General features: G+C 60.4%; 15 protein-coding genes and 1 tRNA gene. 10 read left to right on the forward strand and 6 right to left on the reverse strand.

Translation table 11 applies throughout. From position 1 onward, the window contains the following. Positions 1–559 precede the first annotated feature (559 nt). The 3 genes from RY831_RS31610 (at position 560) to RY831_RS31620 (ending at position 2293) form a co-directional block, all read left to right on the forward strand. Positions 560–733: a hypothetical protein gene (locus tag RY831_RS31610; protein WP_326510271.1), complete on the forward strand. Its 174-nt coding sequence runs from the start codon at positions 560–562 to the stop codon at positions 731–733. Between the two features lie 287 nt (positions 734–1020). Beyond that, positions 1021–1917, forward strand: coding sequence for a DMT family transporter (locus RY831_RS31615; protein WP_326510272.1), 897 nt, complete (start codon positions 1021–1023; stop codon positions 1915–1917). 139 nt (positions 1918–2056) lie between these two features. Then, entirely contained in the window at positions 2057–2293 is a 237-nt protein-coding gene (locus RY831_RS31620; protein ID WP_326510273.1) for a hypothetical protein, read from the forward strand. Positions 2294–2387: 94 nt separating this feature from the next. On the opposite strand, the gene RY831_RS31625 is transcribed toward RY831_RS31620, so the two are convergent. The 6 genes from RY831_RS31625 to RY831_RS31650 form a co-directional block, all read right to left on the reverse strand. Next, a complete protein-coding gene (locus RY831_RS31625; protein WP_326510274.1) occupies positions 2388–2612 on the reverse strand; it encodes a hypothetical protein in 225 nt (74 codons plus the stop codon). A gap of 243 nt (positions 2613–2855) precedes the next feature. Then, a tRNA-Thr gene (locus RY831_RS31630) sits at positions 2856–2931 on the reverse strand. A gap of 68 nt (positions 2932–2999) precedes the next feature. Then, entirely contained in the window at positions 3000–4166 is a 1167-nt protein-coding gene (locus RY831_RS31635) for an HPP family protein (protein WP_326510275.1), read from the reverse strand. A gap of 262 nt (positions 4167–4428) precedes the next feature. Next, the gene (locus RY831_RS31640) at positions 4429–4725 is read right to left on the reverse strand and encodes a hypothetical protein (protein WP_326510285.1); all 297 of its coding nucleotides are present in this window, start codon (positions 4723–4725) and stop codon (positions 4429–4431) included. Between the two features lie 84 nt (positions 4726–4809). Beyond that, on the reverse strand, positions 4810–5439 hold the full coding sequence (locus RY831_RS31645; protein WP_326510276.1) for a hypothetical protein: 630 nt from the start codon (positions 5437–5439) through the stop codon (positions 4810–4812). 90 nt (positions 5440–5529) lie between these two features. Continuing rightward, a complete protein-coding gene (locus tag RY831_RS31650) occupies positions 5530–5748 on the reverse strand; it encodes a hypothetical protein (protein ID WP_326510277.1) in 219 nt (72 codons plus the stop codon). Positions 5749–5786: 38 nt separating this feature from the next. Between RY831_RS31650 and RY831_RS31655 the strand changes: the two genes are divergently transcribed. The 7 genes from RY831_RS31655 to RY831_RS31685 all read left to right on the forward strand — a co-directional run bounded on the left by RY831_RS31655 (position 5787) and on the right by RY831_RS31685 (position 15932). Continuing rightward, complete coding sequence (locus tag RY831_RS31655; protein ID WP_326510278.1) at positions 5787–6896, forward strand: SDR family oxidoreductase; 1110 nt, start codon at positions 5787–5789, stop codon at positions 6894–6896. Between the two features lie 24 nt (positions 6897–6920). Further along, positions 6921–7313, forward strand: a complete 393-nt coding sequence (locus RY831_RS31660) for a TraR/DksA family transcriptional regulator (protein ID WP_326510279.1) — start codon at positions 6921–6923, stop codon at positions 7311–7313. 151 nt (positions 7314–7464) lie between these two features. Then, entirely contained in the window at positions 7465–8478 is a 1014-nt protein-coding gene (locus RY831_RS31665; RefSeq protein WP_326510280.1) for an adenosine deaminase, read from the forward strand. Between the two features lie 73 nt (positions 8479–8551). Next, positions 8552–9136 (forward strand): DUF4126 domain-containing protein, encoded by a 585-nt coding sequence (locus tag RY831_RS31670; protein WP_326510281.1) that lies wholly within the window; start codon positions 8552–8554, stop codon positions 9134–9136. Further along, positions 9136–11637, forward strand: a complete 2502-nt coding sequence (locus RY831_RS31675) for an ABC transporter permease (RefSeq protein WP_326510282.1) — start codon at positions 9136–9138, stop codon at positions 11635–11637. Before RY831_RS31670 ends, RY831_RS31675 begins: the two co-directional genes overlap by 1 nt. A 645-nt stretch (positions 11638–12282) precedes the next feature. After that, a complete protein-coding gene (locus tag RY831_RS31680) occupies positions 12283–13476 on the forward strand; it encodes a polysaccharide biosynthesis/export family protein (protein WP_326510283.1) in 1194 nt (397 codons plus the stop codon). A 197-nt stretch (positions 13477–13673) separates the two neighbouring features. Next, on the forward strand, positions 13674–15932 hold the full coding sequence (locus RY831_RS31685) for a polysaccharide biosynthesis tyrosine autokinase (protein WP_326510284.1): 2259 nt from the start codon (positions 13674–13676) through the stop codon (positions 15930–15932). The last annotated feature ends 213 nt before the right edge of the window (positions 15933–16145 follow it).

The following is a 16145-nucleotide window of genomic DNA, read 5'->3' on the forward strand; positions in this document are numbered from 1 at the left end:
TCGACCGGGCCGTGAAGGCCTTGCCACATCGTTACACCGTTCGTGTCCTCAAGAAAAACCTTAACTGAACGGCATTACCCTGAAAAGGGGCTTTTTTTATGTTCTCTGTAATTTGGATCAAACCAATACATTCCGTAATGTTGCGACGGAATGATCCTCCGAGTGAGGATACTCAGTGGAAAACGAGAGGAATCTCAATGCCATTGAATGGGCAGGCACCGTTTTACTAGAGCGCTTTCGGTTTGACCGGACTAAGTGAGGCCGAGGTGGTCTTATTCCGATCCAGTGACGAACTGCGAAAAGAGATAGAGATTTAACACCTAGAGCGGATTGCGAATGGGAGAATGGTCACCTCGGCCTGCCTTGGGCGCATGGCAGCGTTGTTCGTCGCTTGTGTGGCCCGCCACAACCGTGTCCGTATATGGCGGCACCGGTGTCAAAGTAACCCGACTTCATGGCGCAATAACAACTATATATCTCTCTTTGTCAGGTTCCTGTCAGTATGCAGTCAGAATCGCAGCGCAGCCTGAAGGATCACAATAATTACTAGGAGACGACTGTGAAACCCGCAAAAACCGCAAAACCTGTTATTCCTGCCAAGGCATGGAAAAGCATGGATGCAAAAGAGAGAACAATCTTCGTCGGCAAAGTCTGCGTTATGGTCTGCAGCGCAGGCTTCATCTTTGGTGGCGTCCTCGTCGAGGGCATGGTTTACGAGCAATACCCGGACTGACGCCCAATAAAAAGCCAGCGGCTTAGGCTGGCTTCGGTTCAATGATAGTTTTCGAGACTATCGAATTAGGACTAACTCGGAATGGTGCTATGAAGACATAGCCTCTGCCAGCAAGATTCGAAGAAGCCGATACGAAACATGCGTATCGGCTTCTTCATTTCCGCAGTTCTCAAGGTCCTCGGCTTCATCGGCTTCAATCCTCCCCTTGGCGCATGACGTGAAAACGGGAAATCACGTATGCTTCGTGTCTTTTCCGGCACTATCGGCCATCCATTCCGTCCTGCGCAATGAATCGACAACTGACCCCGGCGACAGCCATGCTGCTTGTGGTGCCACCCTTGCTGTGGGCTGGAAACGCCATCGTCGGAAGGCTGGTGCACGAGATGGTCCCGCCGCTGATGCTCAATTTCCTGCGCTGGACAATTGCGCTCGTCATCCTGCTGCCTCTCGGGCGCGGAATTTTCAGCGCCGGCGGCGAACTGCGCCGGCATCGTCGGCAGCTTTCCATTCTTGGCCTGCTGGGTATCGGCATGTATAACGCACTGCAGTACCTGGCGCTGCAGACGTCGACGCCAATCAACGTCACTCTGGTGGCGGCCAGCATGCCGGTGTGGATGCTGCTCATCGGCTGGCTCTTCTTCAATGCCGGCGTAGCCCGCAAGCAGGTCATCGGTGCGGCGTTCTCGATCGGCGGCGTGCTGCTCGTGCTCAGTCGCGGCAATCTCGATCAACTGCTTGCCATGCGGCTGGTGGCCGGCGATGTGTTCATGATCGTGGCCACGATATCCTGGTCTTTCTACAGCTGGCTGCTCACGCGCGCCACCGTGGGCGATGCCTTGCGTGGCGACTGGGCCGCCTTCCTGCTGGCGCAGGTGGCGTTCGGGGTAGCGTGGTCCGGCGCGTTTGCCGCGGGCGAATGGCTGGTCACAGCCAGGGCGGTCGCCTGGAGCTGGCCGCTGGCGGGCGCGCTGCTGTTCGTTGCGGTTGGGCCGGCTATCCTTGCATTCCGATGCTGGGGACTCGGCGTGCAGCGGGTGGGGCCGAGCGTTGCCGGTTTCTTCAGCAACCTGACGCCGCTGTTCGCCGCCCTGATGTCTTCCGCCTTTCTCGGGGAACTGCCTCATGCCTATCACATTGCGGCGTTCGCAATGATCGTCGGCGGCATCGTCCTGTCATCGCGTTAGAGCGCCTCGGCTCGCCTGGTGCCGTCACGCCGAAGTGCTCTATTTGTCAAACCGCGGGCCAATGCCGGGTGACAATCATCAAGGCAGGGGAAGGGTGCGCCAGTAAGATCTTCTCATCAGCACATCAGAGAGGATTGCCATGAATATTGCCTGGAATCCGCCGGGGCTCAGCTCGGCGATCGACCGTCTCATGGACTTGTGGGACGAGAATGTCAGCGTGCCGATGCGGCGCGCAAATGCAGCGCCGCCACCGCAAGGGGAACCACCGGCCGAAGCGCCGGCGTCGGATGTCGCCGACAACCGGGAGCGGCATGATCAGCAGGTCGCCGCGGCGCAGGGACGCATCAGTGCCATGGCCGCCCTGGCCGGCGGTTAAGAGCGCAGGCCCGGCCTATGCAAAGCCCGCGCGGGACGCGACCAGTCGGCAACGCCCCGCGCCCGGTCCTGGCATCTGTCCGGACAATGCAGCGTCATTGCTTCGGATGCTGTTCTTCCTTGAGGTAGGAATACCGCGGCTGCTGCTCTTCCCGGGTCGGCGGCCGATCCGCATATTCCTGTTCTTCTACCACATCGATATATTGACTGCCGTCGAGTGGCCGACCGACATACGGCCCCGGCGGCGTCTTCATTTCCTGTTCCGGCTGCTGCTCGGACGGCTTTGCCGTATCGGATGAAGGTGGTGTCTTCGCTTGCATGGCTGGCTCCTGTGTCATCGCAATCATCGTAAGACTTATACCAATCCCAAGCCATTTCATGACATGAGATATGACATGAAATGGCTTGGGATTGGTATTAGACGAGCCTGCCGCCATGCAGTTCTGTCAATTGCCGGCGCATATCGCCAGCATCAAAGAAGGCAATCAAAGATTGCAAGGCGGGGAATCGAAGTGGAATGGAAATGAAAAAAGTCCATGTCTTTGCGACATGGACTCGGGAGATGGTGCCGGCTGCCGGATTCGAACTGGCCACCTGATGATTACAAGTCAACTGCTCTACCAAATGAGCTAAGCCGGCGATGCATCGCTATGACGCTTTTCCGGCGCGTAGGTTCACATCCGGACGAGCATTTTTCAGGAGCGGATTCAGGCTGCTTCCCGCTGGTCGTTCAGGCGGCCGCGATACAAGGCTGCCACCAGATCCGACTGCGTGACAATGCCGATCAGCCGTCGTTCATGATCGACCACGGGCACGTGATGCAGGCCGCTCCCCGAGAGCAGCGGCACCAGTTCAACCACATGGCTGCCGCCCTGGATGGTCTTGACATTGCGCGTCATGATCTGGCCGACCGCCTCGGGCTTGTCGGAGTAGAGGCCGGGGGTGCGCCGGATGAAGCGCCTGAGTTTCTTGTCGAAGCCAGCGTGAAGGTCCAGGTCGGCGTGCTTCATGAAGTCGTACACCGTGATGATGCCGATCACCCGGCGTGCGCGGTCCAGCACCGGCAGCGCCTTGATATTGTGCTTGCGCAGCAGGGTCCATGCTTCTTCCAGGTCGGTTCCGTATTCGACCGTCACGACATCCTGCGACATGATGTCGGCGCAGGTGATCTCGCCGAAGCGGCGGCGATAGGCATGCATTTCGGTTTGGAGGAACAGCGTTTCGAGGTCATCCCGGCTGACGTCGAGCACCTGGTTGTAGTGTTTTAGCACATCGTCCAGGTCCGCCGGAGTGAATCCGAGGCGGACGGACGGACGGGCATCCTGGGTGCCGTGCCGGTTATCGTGGCTTGACACTTGACGATGCGGATAGGGACGCCGGGTGGCATTGTTGAAAATCAGGGCAACCGCAAGCAGGAGCAGGGAATTCAATCCGACCGGCATCAGTGCAAAGCCGAAGCCCGCGGAAGTGATCGCGGGGCCGCCCAGCACCGCCGTAAGCGCGATGGCGCCGCCGGGAGGATGCAGGCAGCGCAGCAGGATCATGGTGGCGATCGCCAGGGCAATGGCTGCCGACGCAGCCGCTGTCGGGTCGCTGATCCAGCGCGCGCATAGGATGCCGACCAGCGCCGATACGACGTTGCCGCCGACCAAAGACCAAGGCTGAGCCAATGGACTGGAGGGAAGGGCGAACAGTAGTACCGCGGAGGCTCCCATCGGCGCGATCAGGAAGGGCAGCGTCGACCCGGCGTCCAGCGCGTATCGGCTTACCAGCGCGGTGATGATGATGCCAAGCAACGCACCGCTGCATGCGCGCAGCCGCTCGAGGCCATCGATCGCAAGCGGCGAAGGAAGAAATCGGTTCAGGCGCGACAAGAGTGATATTGGTATTGATGGTTTCGGCATGGCCGCATGTGGGCTGCGGATTGCGGATACGCGGCCGAGACAGGATAAACACCCGGAAGTTTACACCGGACGCCCCAATTCGGTGCAAGATCTAGCTCAAGATTTGATGCCATTGCCACGGGCGACATCATGAATGCCCTATCGCGGCAGCCGTTTCACGGGGGAACGGCGCAGAACCACTCACTGATTGGCGGAAATTCCACTCCCGTCCCTCAGCGAAGAACATTTTCAATCACGCTTTCAGAAAGCGCTTGATGCCTTCCCTCTGAATGACGTCTCCCCAGGATTCGATGTGATAGATATCGCCCACCTTGTGCAGGTTGACGCCAAATTCTTCGCGAAGGCGCATTACGTCCTGATCGATGGCCTCGCGAGCGTGACTGGTCAGGTCGGCGATTGCGGAGCCCGTCGGACGCTCCAGCAAGTCAATGGCGGAGAGGAGAACAAACAATTTTCGCGCATCGTTGTCGGGATACTGGGGAACGCCGAACTGGTTTTTGGGAAAGCCCATCGCCACCTCCGTCATCATGTTGTTCACGTTGTGAAAAGCCTCTTCCCTTGTCCCGACGCCCCGTGCCGCCCTGGATATGCCGGCAAACCCTTCCTCGCACTGCTAGCGTTCGCCGCCTCCCGCGAGGCGGAAGGCTTCCGTCTTTTCACGCGCCGTTTCCCGGCTCATGATGCCCAGACTGACCAGCATGGCAACGGCGCCTTCGAGGCGGCCAAGCGCCTTGTCCTCGCCCAGCCTGGCGCGCGCCGTTTCCGTACGGGCAGCAAGCTCCCGGTAAGCTTCATGCAGCGCGCCATACGCACGATTGGTCACGACCACGTGTCCCATGTCAGCCACTTCCTTCGGGCTCTTTGCGTAATAGGCCAGGAGATCCTGGATGCGCTTGGCTCGCGAACGCGATAATCCGAGTTCGACGAGCAGGGTCTGGCCAAGCTCTTCGATTGCATCGGCAAGTTCCTCCGCGGTCTTGCCAAGATGCACCAGCCCGAAGCGGTGCGGTGCGAGTTCGGTGATCAGCTTTTCGATGGCATTGACCGTCCGCATTTCGTCCAGTTCGCGTTCATTGCGGCCGGTGTGCTGAACGCTCGATGCAAGCCGTTCCGAGAGCCATTGGCCGAAGTCCGGCGGCATGGTGCCGGGATGGTTGCGCAGCCACTCGATGGACATGCGTTTGTAGTCATCCTCCAGTCGTTGTTGCAGGAGATCGTCGATTGCGAGTGTGATGGAAGGCATGGATAAAAAAATTAGCGGAACTGCGAGCCCATACATGCGCTCGCACTGAAATGGCGACAACCATGCGCTCCGTGCAGCGCCTGCGCAAATTCAGAAGTCGGGCAACCGGGCAATCGGGAATTTGCAGGCGCTTGTATTGTAAGCCGTCACGACGTCACCGCACCAGTGCCAACCAGTGCCAACCAGTGCGGCAATGACGGTCAGCCGCGGCAAAAAGCGCATGAGCCCGGTAAAAATTGCAGGCCGATGACTAGACTTAATCGGCTTGATAAATTGATAAGGGTAGCAAGCAAGGTTCATGGCAGGCATGCTTTTCGCTGCCGCCTTTTACGGAAAGGAGTATTCAAATGAAATTCCGCCTTAAAAAACTGTCAGAACAAGTCGTTGTCATTACCGGCGCAACCAGCGGCATCGGACTGACTACCGCCCGTAGGGCCGCACAGCGCGGCGCCAAACTGGTGCTGGTTGCCCGCAACGAAGATGCGCTCAAGCAATTGAATTACGAATTGTCGAAAAAGGGCTGCGACGTTCTGCATGTCGTTGCCGATGTCGGCATCGAGGAAGATGTCAAGCGTGTTGCAAATGCCGCGGTCGAGCGCTTCGGCAGCATCGATACCTGGGTCAATAATGCGGGCATTTCCATCTTTGGCCGCAACGAGGATATTTCTCTCGAAGATCAGCGCAAGCTGTTCCAGACCAACTTCTGGGGTGTCGTCTACGGCTCCCTGGCTGCGGTCGAGCACATGAAGGAGCGCGGCGGAGCGATCATCAACCTGGGCAGCGAAGTCTCCGACCGTGCGGTGCCGCTTCAAGGCATGTACTCCGCGTCCAAGCATGCGGTCAAGGGGTTCACCGATTCGCTCAGGCTGGAACTGGAAGCCGACAATGCGCCGATCTCCGTCACGCTGATCAAGCCCGCCGCCATTGACACCATGTTCGTCGAGCATGCAAAAAATTACATGAACGTGGAGCCTAAGCTTCCTCCTCCGATCTATGCGCCGGAGATTGCCGCAGATGCGATTCTTTACGCGGCGGAAAATCCGAAGCGCGACATTTTCGTCGGCGGTGCCGCCAAGTTTGTCTCCGCCACCGCGCATTATGCGCCGGGGCTCATGGATAGCGTGATGAAACGCTTCATGTTCAAGCAGCAGCAAACCAGCATGCCGGCCCGCGACAAGTCCCAGAACAGCCTGTACAACCCGGGCTCCGACTTGCAGCAGCGCCAAGGCCATCCGGGTCATGTCTTCGAGTCGAGCCTGTACACCAAGGCCTCCTATCATCCGAAGACGGTGGCCACGCTGCTGACGGCGGGGTTGGTGCTTGCCGCATGGTGGCGCCTGCGCGATGCCTCCCGGACCCGGGCCGACGAGCATCAGGCTTATCTTCCCGAAGACGGACGGCAGGAATTGCACCAGGACACGCCATACGCGGCATATGCGCCAGCCGCTTCCCATTAAAGCCGAAGACACCTAAGGAACGCCATGTCCAGCCTGACCCAGGAACAAACCGCCGAGCTGCGGAAAATGCTCGACGAGCGCTATGCCTCGCTCAATGACGAAGTTCATCGTGAAGTGAACAATCGGGATGATTACCTCGATGTCGCTTCCGAAGTGCCCGATCCGGGTGATGCATCGTTCGCCAATCTGGCGGTCGACCTCGACAATGCCGCGGTGACGCGCGACATCGGCGAGCTGCGTGCCATCGAAGCTGCGCGCGGTCGCATGGAAAGCGGCGAGTACGGCGACTGCGTGGATTGCGAAACGGAAATTCCCTTCGAGCGCCTGAAGGTGCAGCCTACCGCGGAACGCTGCGCGCCATGCCAGGAACAGTACGAAAAGATGAATCCCGATCCGCAGCGCGGAGCCACGCTCTGACCGACGACGCGCCGCCGATGCAGGCATGCAGAGGGAAAGCCGTCTTTTTCGTGCGCATGCCCGCGTCGGCGCGTGTCGAAATCGAGCACGCAACTCTTGTTCGCCGTAAAATCGTAACCGATTGAAAAACGAAAAACGACAAGGGGAATTCATGGACGCCGCATTACGCGATACCCTGCTGCAGATGCCGAAGGCAGAGCTGCACATGCACATCGAAGGTTCGCTGGAACCGGAGCTCATCTTCGCGCTGGCCGAGCGAAACAAGGTCAAGCTCGAATACGCATCGGTCGAGGAATTGCGCACCGCATATGCGTTCAAGGACTTGCAGTCGTTCCTCGACATCTACTATGCGGGGGCGAGCGTGCTCCTGACCGAGCAGGATTTCTACGACATGACGCGTGCCTACCTGCAGCGCGCCCACGCGGACAATGTACGCCACACGGAATTGTTCTTCGACCCCCAAACTCATACCGAGCGCGGCGTGGCGTTCGGGACCGTGGTCAACGGCATTGACCGTGCCTTGCAGGATGCCCGCAAGGAGTGGGGACTCAGCGGCGCGCTCATCATGTGCTTCCTGCGCCATCTTTCGGAGGAAGAGGCCTTTGCCACTCTGGAACAGGCACTGCCGTATCGGGACAAGTTCGTCGGCGTCGGCCTGGACTCTTCGGAGCGCGGCCATCCGCCGGAAAAATTCGCCCGCGTGTTCGCCCGTTGCAAGGAGCTTGGCTTGCGTCTCGTGGCGCATGCGGGCGAGGAGGGCCCGCCAGACTATATCCGCACCGCGCTCGACCTGCTCAAGGTCGAACGCATCGACCATGGCGTGCGCTGCCTGGAAGACGCGGAACTCACGGCCCGCCTGGCGCGCGACAGGGTGCCGCTGACCGTCTGCCCGCTGTCCAACATCAAGCTGAGGGTATTCGACAAGGTGGCCGACCATAACCTGCTCAAGCTGCTCGACGCCGGCCTGGTTGTGACGGTCAATTCGGATGATCCCGCCTATTTCGGCGGCTATGTGAACGATAATTTCCTGCAGATGTTCGAGGCGCTGCCGCTTGGCAGGGAACATGCTTACCAGATGGCGCGCAACAGTTTTTCGGCGTCTTTCCTTGATGCCGCCGAAAAGCAGAAATACCTCGATGAAGTCGATGCCTTCTTCGGACAATGATGTGCACGGGCACCGGCGAAGGAGTGATGGAGTATTACAAGGGTGAAATGGGACAAGCAAGCATGGAGGCGCCATGACTGATACGCTTTCCGCCGCGGCACTGGCCGGCGGCCTGTCCTGGGCCAGCGGCATACGGCTGTACATGACGCTGTTCATCGCCGGGCTGTTCGGCCGGTCCGGCTGGGTCGACCTGCCGCCGGCGCTCGAGGTGCTGCAGTCGCCATGGGTCATCGGCGCGACCGGCATTCTCCTCATCATCGAATTCCTTGCCGACAAGGTGCCCGGCATCGATTCCGCCTGGGATGCGATCCAGACCTTCATCCGCGTGCCGGCAGGGGCGGTGCTGGGCGCGGCCGCCCTCGGCGAAATGGGTGCCGAGTGGTCCGCCATCGCCGCACTGCTCGGCGGCACGTTTGCGGCAGGCGCGCACATCACCAAGGCGGGAAGCCGCGCGCTCATCAATACTTCGCCGGAGCCGTTCAGCAATTGGGCGGCTTCGTTTTCGGAAGACGTGGTGGTGATGGCCGGGCTGTGGGCTGCCTTTTTCCATCCCTGGCTGCTGGCAGTCTTCCTTATCCTCTTCTTCGTCGCCGCCTTGTGGCTGCTGCCCAAGCTCTGGCGCGGCTTGCGCTGGCTTTTCAGAAAGCTGAGTACCTGATGCTCCAGAATGCATTGAGAATGACCCGCCGTGACTGGCGGGCCGGTGAGTTGCGCTTCCTACTGGTGGCGCTGATCGTGGCGGTCGCTTCGCTGTCATCGGTCGGCTTCTTTACCGACCGCATGCGCACCGGGCTCAACCGCGATGCGCATCAGTTGCTCGGCGGCGACCTGGTGGTCAATGCCGATCAGCCGATCAGCGAGGCCTGGCGGGACCAAGCTCGGCAGCGCGGGTTGACCCTGGCCGATACGGTGACCTTTCCCAGCATGGCGTCCGCCGGAGAAGGCGACGCCAGCCTGTCACAGCTGGCCTCCCTCAAGGCGGTAGGCACAGGCTACCCGCTGCGGGGCAGTCTGAAGCTGGCTGGCGCGGATGGCGGCGATGATGTCGCCGCAAGCAATATTCCGGCCCCGGGAACGGTCTGGGTGGACAGGAGCGTTCTTGCCGCGCTGGATGTTGCCGTTGGCGGCACGCTGCGGCTCGGCGACAAGGCATTCCGGGTAGACCAGGTCATCTCGGTGGAGCCGGACCGCGGCGCCGGATTCCTGAGCTTCGCCCCGCGCGTCATGCTGCCCCTGTCGGATCTGGCCGCGACCAACCTGGTCCAGATCGGCTCGCGCGTGACTTACCGCCTGCTGCTTGCCGGCAAGCCGGCCGATGTCGCTGCCTATCAAGGCTGGCTGCGGCAGCAGATGGAGCAGAATAATGTGCGCGGCGTGCGCCTGGAGTCGCTCGAATCGGGGCGTCCGGAAATGCGAGCGACGCTGGACAGGGCCGAGCAATTCCTGTCGCTGGTCGGACTGCTGTCGGCCATGCTGGCGGCGATCGCGATTGCAATGGCAGCGCGGCGCTTCATGCACAGGCACCTCGATGCTTGCGCCATGCTCCGCTTCCTCGGACTGACGCAGAACCAGGTCACCCTGATGTACCTGATCGAATTCGCGCTGATTGGTTTGATCGGCAGCGTCATCGGCGCGGCGCTCGGTTTCGCCGCGCATTTCCTGCTGCTCGAATGGCTGGGCAAGCTGGTAGCCACCGAGCTGCCGCCCGCCAGCTGGCTGCCGGCGGTGCAGGGCGTGGCCACCGGCATGCTGCTGCTGATCGGCTTCGCGGTGCCGCCCATCCTCCAGCTGCGCAACGTATCGCATAACCGCGTCATCCGGCGCGAACAGGATGCGCCCCAGCCTGTCACCGTCGCCACCTACGCACTCGGACTGCTGGCCTTCATTGCACTGCTGCTGTGGGAGGCCGGCAACCCCAAGCTCGGCCTGCTGACCGCGGCGGGCTTCCTCGGCGGCTTCGCGCTGTTTGCGCTGGTGGGCTGGCTTGGCGTTCGTTCGCTGCGCTTCATGCGCGGCGGCATTAATCATCCGAGCTGGCGTTTTGCGATCACGGCCTTGCAACGCCGTACCGGTGCGACGGTCGTCCAGGTGGTCGCGCTCTCGCTCGGGTTGATGGCGCTGCTGCTCCTGACCGTCATCCGCGGCGATCTGATCGAAGCCTGGCGCAATTCCACGCCGCCGGATGCGCCCAATCGTTTCGTCATCAATGTGCAGCCGGAACAGAAAACCGACATCGAGAAGCTCCTGCAGGCCAACGCGAACGGCACGCCGCACCTGTATCCGATGATCCGCGGCCGCCTGGTGCAGATCAACGACAAGGTCATCAATGGCGATACCTATGTGGAGGACCGCGCGCGCCGGCTGGTGGACCGCGAATTCAATCTTTCCACGATGCACACCATGCCGCCGCAGAACCGGATTTCCGCCGGCAAATGGTTCGACGACCGCGCACCGGAAGCATCGGTGGAGGAAGGCCTCGCCAAGACGCTGGGTCTCAAGCTCGGCGACCGGCTGCGTTTCGATATCGCCGGCCAGCAGGTCGAGGCAAGCGTCACCAGTCTGCGCAAGCTGGAGTGGGGCTCGATGCAGGTCAATTTTTTCGTGATCCTCAACCCGGCGCTAATGAAGGACATGCCGCACACCTGGATCACCGCCTTTCACCTGCCGCAATCGAAAGCAGGGTTGGACAACCAGCTCGCGCGCGATTTTCCGAACCTGACCGTCGTGGATATCGGCAGCATCATCCGGCAGGTGCAGTCCGTGATCGACCAGGTGATCGTCGCCGTCGAATTCCTGTTCATGTTCACGCTGGCTTCCGGGGTGCTCGTACTGTATGCGGCGCTGGTCGGTTCCCAGGACGAGCGCATCCGCGAATCCGGGCTGTTGCGTGCCCTGGGGGCGACCCGGTCACAATTGTCGCAGGCGCAGTGGATAGAGTTTGCGCTCGTCGGAAGCCTGGCCGGCGCACTTGCGGCCAGCGGGGCGGCGGCGGTCGGCTGGACGCTGGCGCGGCAGGTGTTCAACTTCGAATGGAGCTTCAGTCCCATCGTCTGGCTGGCCGGACTGTTTGCTGGCGCCCTGTGCGCCTTCATCGGCGGGTGGGCCGGGCTGCGCAATGTCCTGAATCAGCCGCCCCTGCAAACCTTGCGGGGCAATTGACGGAGAGCTTGTCCCGGCCTCCGTCGCTTACTTTCTCATTTCCGTTTCTCCTCCTTCAGTGCGGCCCCTGCGCGCCGCACCGCCGCCATTCCGCGTAACTGCCGCGCCGTGCGCCCGCATCCCCATGCGGACGCACGAACCGGGTTCTTTGTCCCTCCCACACCTTTCCCACCGCTAATTCTTCGCCGGCAAAGTGTGATTTCTTAATCAAGATTAAGCCGCCGGACAGTCATGGGTGCTTTTGCGCAAGGTTTCCGCACTGACTCTCTTCTATCTTGTAATCAATGCTTTTCCCGGTCGAGCTGACCATTTTTAACGTGCTGGCAAGAGCGTTTCGGATCTATGCAACGCCTACGGAGACCACAGTTTCATATCTCATTTCGCGTTGATGCTCGTCAAAACAGCGACTGGGGGGAAACGTAGAGTTGTATATCAGATAAGTTATTGATGGTCTGGGGCAACGAAATTGATTAAGCGGAGCAACAGGTAACTTCGCCGCCGCGGTGCCGAAAGCCGCTCAGGAGTGTAACGCCGTACTTAATTAAAACCGGTAGAGCCTGCAGGGAAAAACCGGAACAGGCTTTCTTCAACTCGCAATTGCCATCCCTCGTCGTGGCGGTTGGTACTATTCACGTGGAGTCATTTATGCAGTTCAATAACAAGGCATCTCTGAAACGATGGAGTGCAGCGCTCCTGCTGCCCTGGTTCGCGGCAGGCTGCGCATCAGTCGCGCCTGGCCTGCATTTCAATAAAAAGGACAGCGCGTCGGGTTACAGCTCGTCGAGCGCTTCCAATGCCGGTACCAGCGCCGGCGCCAGCGACGAACTGACCGATGCCGTGCTCAAGCCGATCACGCCGCAACTGGTCAAGGCCGAACGCGACATCCGCGAGAAGCAGGTCACCCAGGACATCAGCAAGCTGCTCGGCAAGCCCGAGCCGTATTCCATCGACAGCGGCGACGTGCTTTCCATCGTCGTATGGGATCATCCCGAACTGTCGAATGCGGCCACGGTCGCCACCGGCATGCAGGCAGGTACCGGCGCCGATGCCTCGACTTCGGCAACCACGGCGCCGCCGGCTGGCTTTATTGTCGACCACGAGGGCATGATCCAGTTCCCTTATGCGGGGCCGATCAAGGTCGCTGGCATGACGCAGGACCAGGCTCGCAACCTGCTGACATCGAAACTCAGCAAGTATCTGAAGCAACCGAGGGTCACGCTGCGCGTGCAGTCCTATCGCAGCAAGCGCGTCTATGTGGACGGCGAGGTGAGGAGCCCCGGCCTGCAGGCAATCAACGATATTCCAATGACCCTGGTGGAAGCGCTCAACCGCGCCGGCGGGGTGCTGCCGACCGGCGACCAGAGCCAGGTGGTGGTCAACCGCAACGGCGTGAACTACCAGATCAATCTTCCGCAGCTGGTGCAACGAGGTGTCAACCCGGGCAGCATCATGCTGGCCCACGGCGACGTGGTGCGCGTACGCTCGCGCGACGAAAGCAAGGTGTTCGTGTCCGGCGAAGTCGTCAGTCCAAGGGCGCTGCCGATGTACAACGGCCGCCTGACCCTGAACGAAGCGCTCGGCGAATCCGGCGGCATCAACCCGCTCTCCGGTGACGGCAGCCAGATTTACGTCGTGCGCAAGAACGGCACCGACCAGGTCGTCTATCAGCTTGATGGCCGCTCGCCCGGCGCACTGGCCATGGCAGAGGGTTTCGAGCTCGCACCCAAGGACGTGGTGTATGTCGCCGCAACTCCGCTTGCGAACTGGCACCGTGCGATCAGCCTGATCCTGCCGGGTGCGCTGTCGTCGGCGGTCGGCGCTTCCCGTCCGGTGAAGTGAGCCGCGTCTCCTGAACTCCTGATGTAGCCGTATCCGACCATCCATCGCATGCATGCCGTGGATGGTCGGAAGGGGGGCAAGCTCACGGATGCAGCAGGAGCCGGGCGGTCGGCAACCGAGCACAACAGCCAATACAGCCAATACAGCCAACACAGCAGCCTCGTTTATGTACGAACCAACACAAAGCAGATAACCCTATGATGACCCATAACATACCTCCTCAGCTGACCGGGCCCGCCCGCGTCGAAGATAATGAAGTGGAGCTCGCCGGCTACCTCGACGTCCTGTGGGAAAGCCGGTGGCTGATCGCAACGATCGCGCTCGTTGCGACGCTGCTGGCGGGGGCGTATGCGTTCCTGACCACGCCGCTGTATCAATCCAACATGCTGATCCATGTGGAAGAAGAAGGCCAGAAGGCGCCGACGAACATCATGGGCGACCTGAATGCCATGTTCGACGTCAAGACTTCGGCGCTCGCCGAGATGGAACTGCTGCAGTCCCGTCTCGTCGTGTCCCGCGCGACCGACAATCTGCGCCTGTATATCAATGCAGGTCCGAAATACTTTCCGGGCATCGGAAGCTGGATCGCCAGCAAGAACAAGGACCTGTCGAATCCGGGTCTGTTCGGCTATGGCGGCTATGCCTGGGGCGCGGAAAAAATCAATGTCTCCACGTTCAACGTGCCTGACCAGATGCTCAACCGTCAGTTTGTCGTGACGGCCGAAGGCAACGGCAACTTCCGCCTGACGCAGAAGGACGCCGGTATTGACCTCAGGGCCAAGGTCGGCGAGTCCTCCATCTTCGAACTGCCGAGCGGCACCATCGAAGTGCGCATCGACCAGCTGGACGGCAAGCCTGGTACCGAGTTCCTGATGACCCGTTCTTCGCGCCTGGCCACCATCGAGGGCATCCAGAACGCGATGAAGGTGGAAGAGCTGGGCGGCAAGCAGTCCGGCGTCATCGGCGTCAGCCTGCAGGGTTCCGATCCGGTCATGATCAACGGCGTGCTGTCGGAGATCGGCAAGGAATATGTGAAGCAGAACAATGCTCGCAAGACTGAAGAAGCCGAAAAGTCGCTGGCTTACCTGAACAAGCAGCTGCCTGAGATCAAGTCGCAGCTTGAGCAGGCCGAAGCAAAGTACAACGCCTTCCGCAATGCCAACGGCACCATCGACCTGGGTGAAGAATCCAAGCTCAGCCTGCAGCAGTCCTCGGCCGCCAAGCTGAAGAAGATGGAGCTGCAGCAGAAGAAGATCGAGCTGCTGGCACGTTATACCGACGACCATCCGGCAGTCCAGGGCATCGACAGCCAGCTCAAGGAAATCAACGGCCAGATCAATGCGATGAACGATCACATCAAGCAGCTGCCGCAGATCGAGCAGAACCTGCTGCGCCTGTCGCGTGAAGTCAAGGTCAACACCGATCTCTATACCCAGCTGCTCAACACTGCACAGCAGCTGCGCCTGGTCACCGTTGGCAAGGTCAGCAACGTGCGCCTGGTGGATACGCCGATGATGGCGGAGCGGCCGGTCAAGCCGAATCGTCCTGTGATCATCGCCCTGGGCGTGATGGCCGGCCTGTTCCTTGGCGTGGTTGCAGCGTTCTTCCGCAAATCCCTGGCTGGTGGTATCGATTCGCCGGAGAAGCTCGAAGCGATTGCAGGCGTGCCGGTGTTCGCCACCATCCCGCACAGCAAGAAGCAGAAGGAGCTGTATCAGCAGGTCAGCGCCAAGCATCAGAAGGTGCCGCTGCTGGCCAACGTATCCTCGACCGACGTCGCCGTGGAAAGCCTGCGCAACTTCCGTACAGCGCTGCAGTTCTCGCTGCCGAAGTTCAAGAACAACATCGTTCTCATCAGCGGCGCGACTCCGGGCATGGGCAAGTCCTTCGTGTCGGCCAACCTGGCTGCCATCATGGCTGCCACCGGCAAGAAGGTCCTGCTGATCGACGCCGACCTGCGCAACGGCCTGCTGCACCTGTACTTCGGCTTCGGCCGTCATGACGGCCTGTCCGATGCGATTGCCGGCGCACGTCGTCTGGATCAGGTGATCCATCACAACGTGATCGACAACATGGACTTCATCACGACCGGCACCTTGCCGCAGCATCCGTCCGAACTGCTGCTGCGCCCGAACTTCGGTGCCTTCCTGCAGGAGCTGTCGTCGCGTTATGACCTGGTGCTGATCGATGCGCCGCCTATCCTGGCCGTGGCCGACACCATGATCATCGGTGCGCATGCAGGCGCGATCTACATCATGACCCGTGCTGGCGTGACCACGCCGGGCGAGATCAATGAGTCGATGAAGCGTCTTGCACAAGCCGGACTGGAAGCCAAGGGCGTGCTGTTCAACGACCTCAAGGTACGCCCCGGACGTTACGGCTACGGCTACTCTTACGGACGCAATGGCTACAACCAGCGCTCCGCAGGCAACACGCCGCTGATCGAAGCGTCGTAATCGCACCATGCCGTGAGCAGGTGCTGCAGGAGTCGACAGCTTCGACTTCTGCGGTTACCGCCACGGCATTTTTCTTTCCAGCCCTTTCCCATTATTTCTATATCGGTCAAGAACAACGTGGTTAATCTTTCTCCAAGCATCTTCAAGGCATACGACATCCGCGGCATCGTCGGCAAGACACTCGACGCCGATGTTGCACGCCAGATCGGACAA

The sequence above is a fragment of the Noviherbaspirillum album genome, assembly GCF_035916955.1.
GTDB lineage: Bacteria > Pseudomonadota > Gammaproteobacteria > Burkholderiales > Burkholderiaceae_D > Noviherbaspirillum > Noviherbaspirillum album.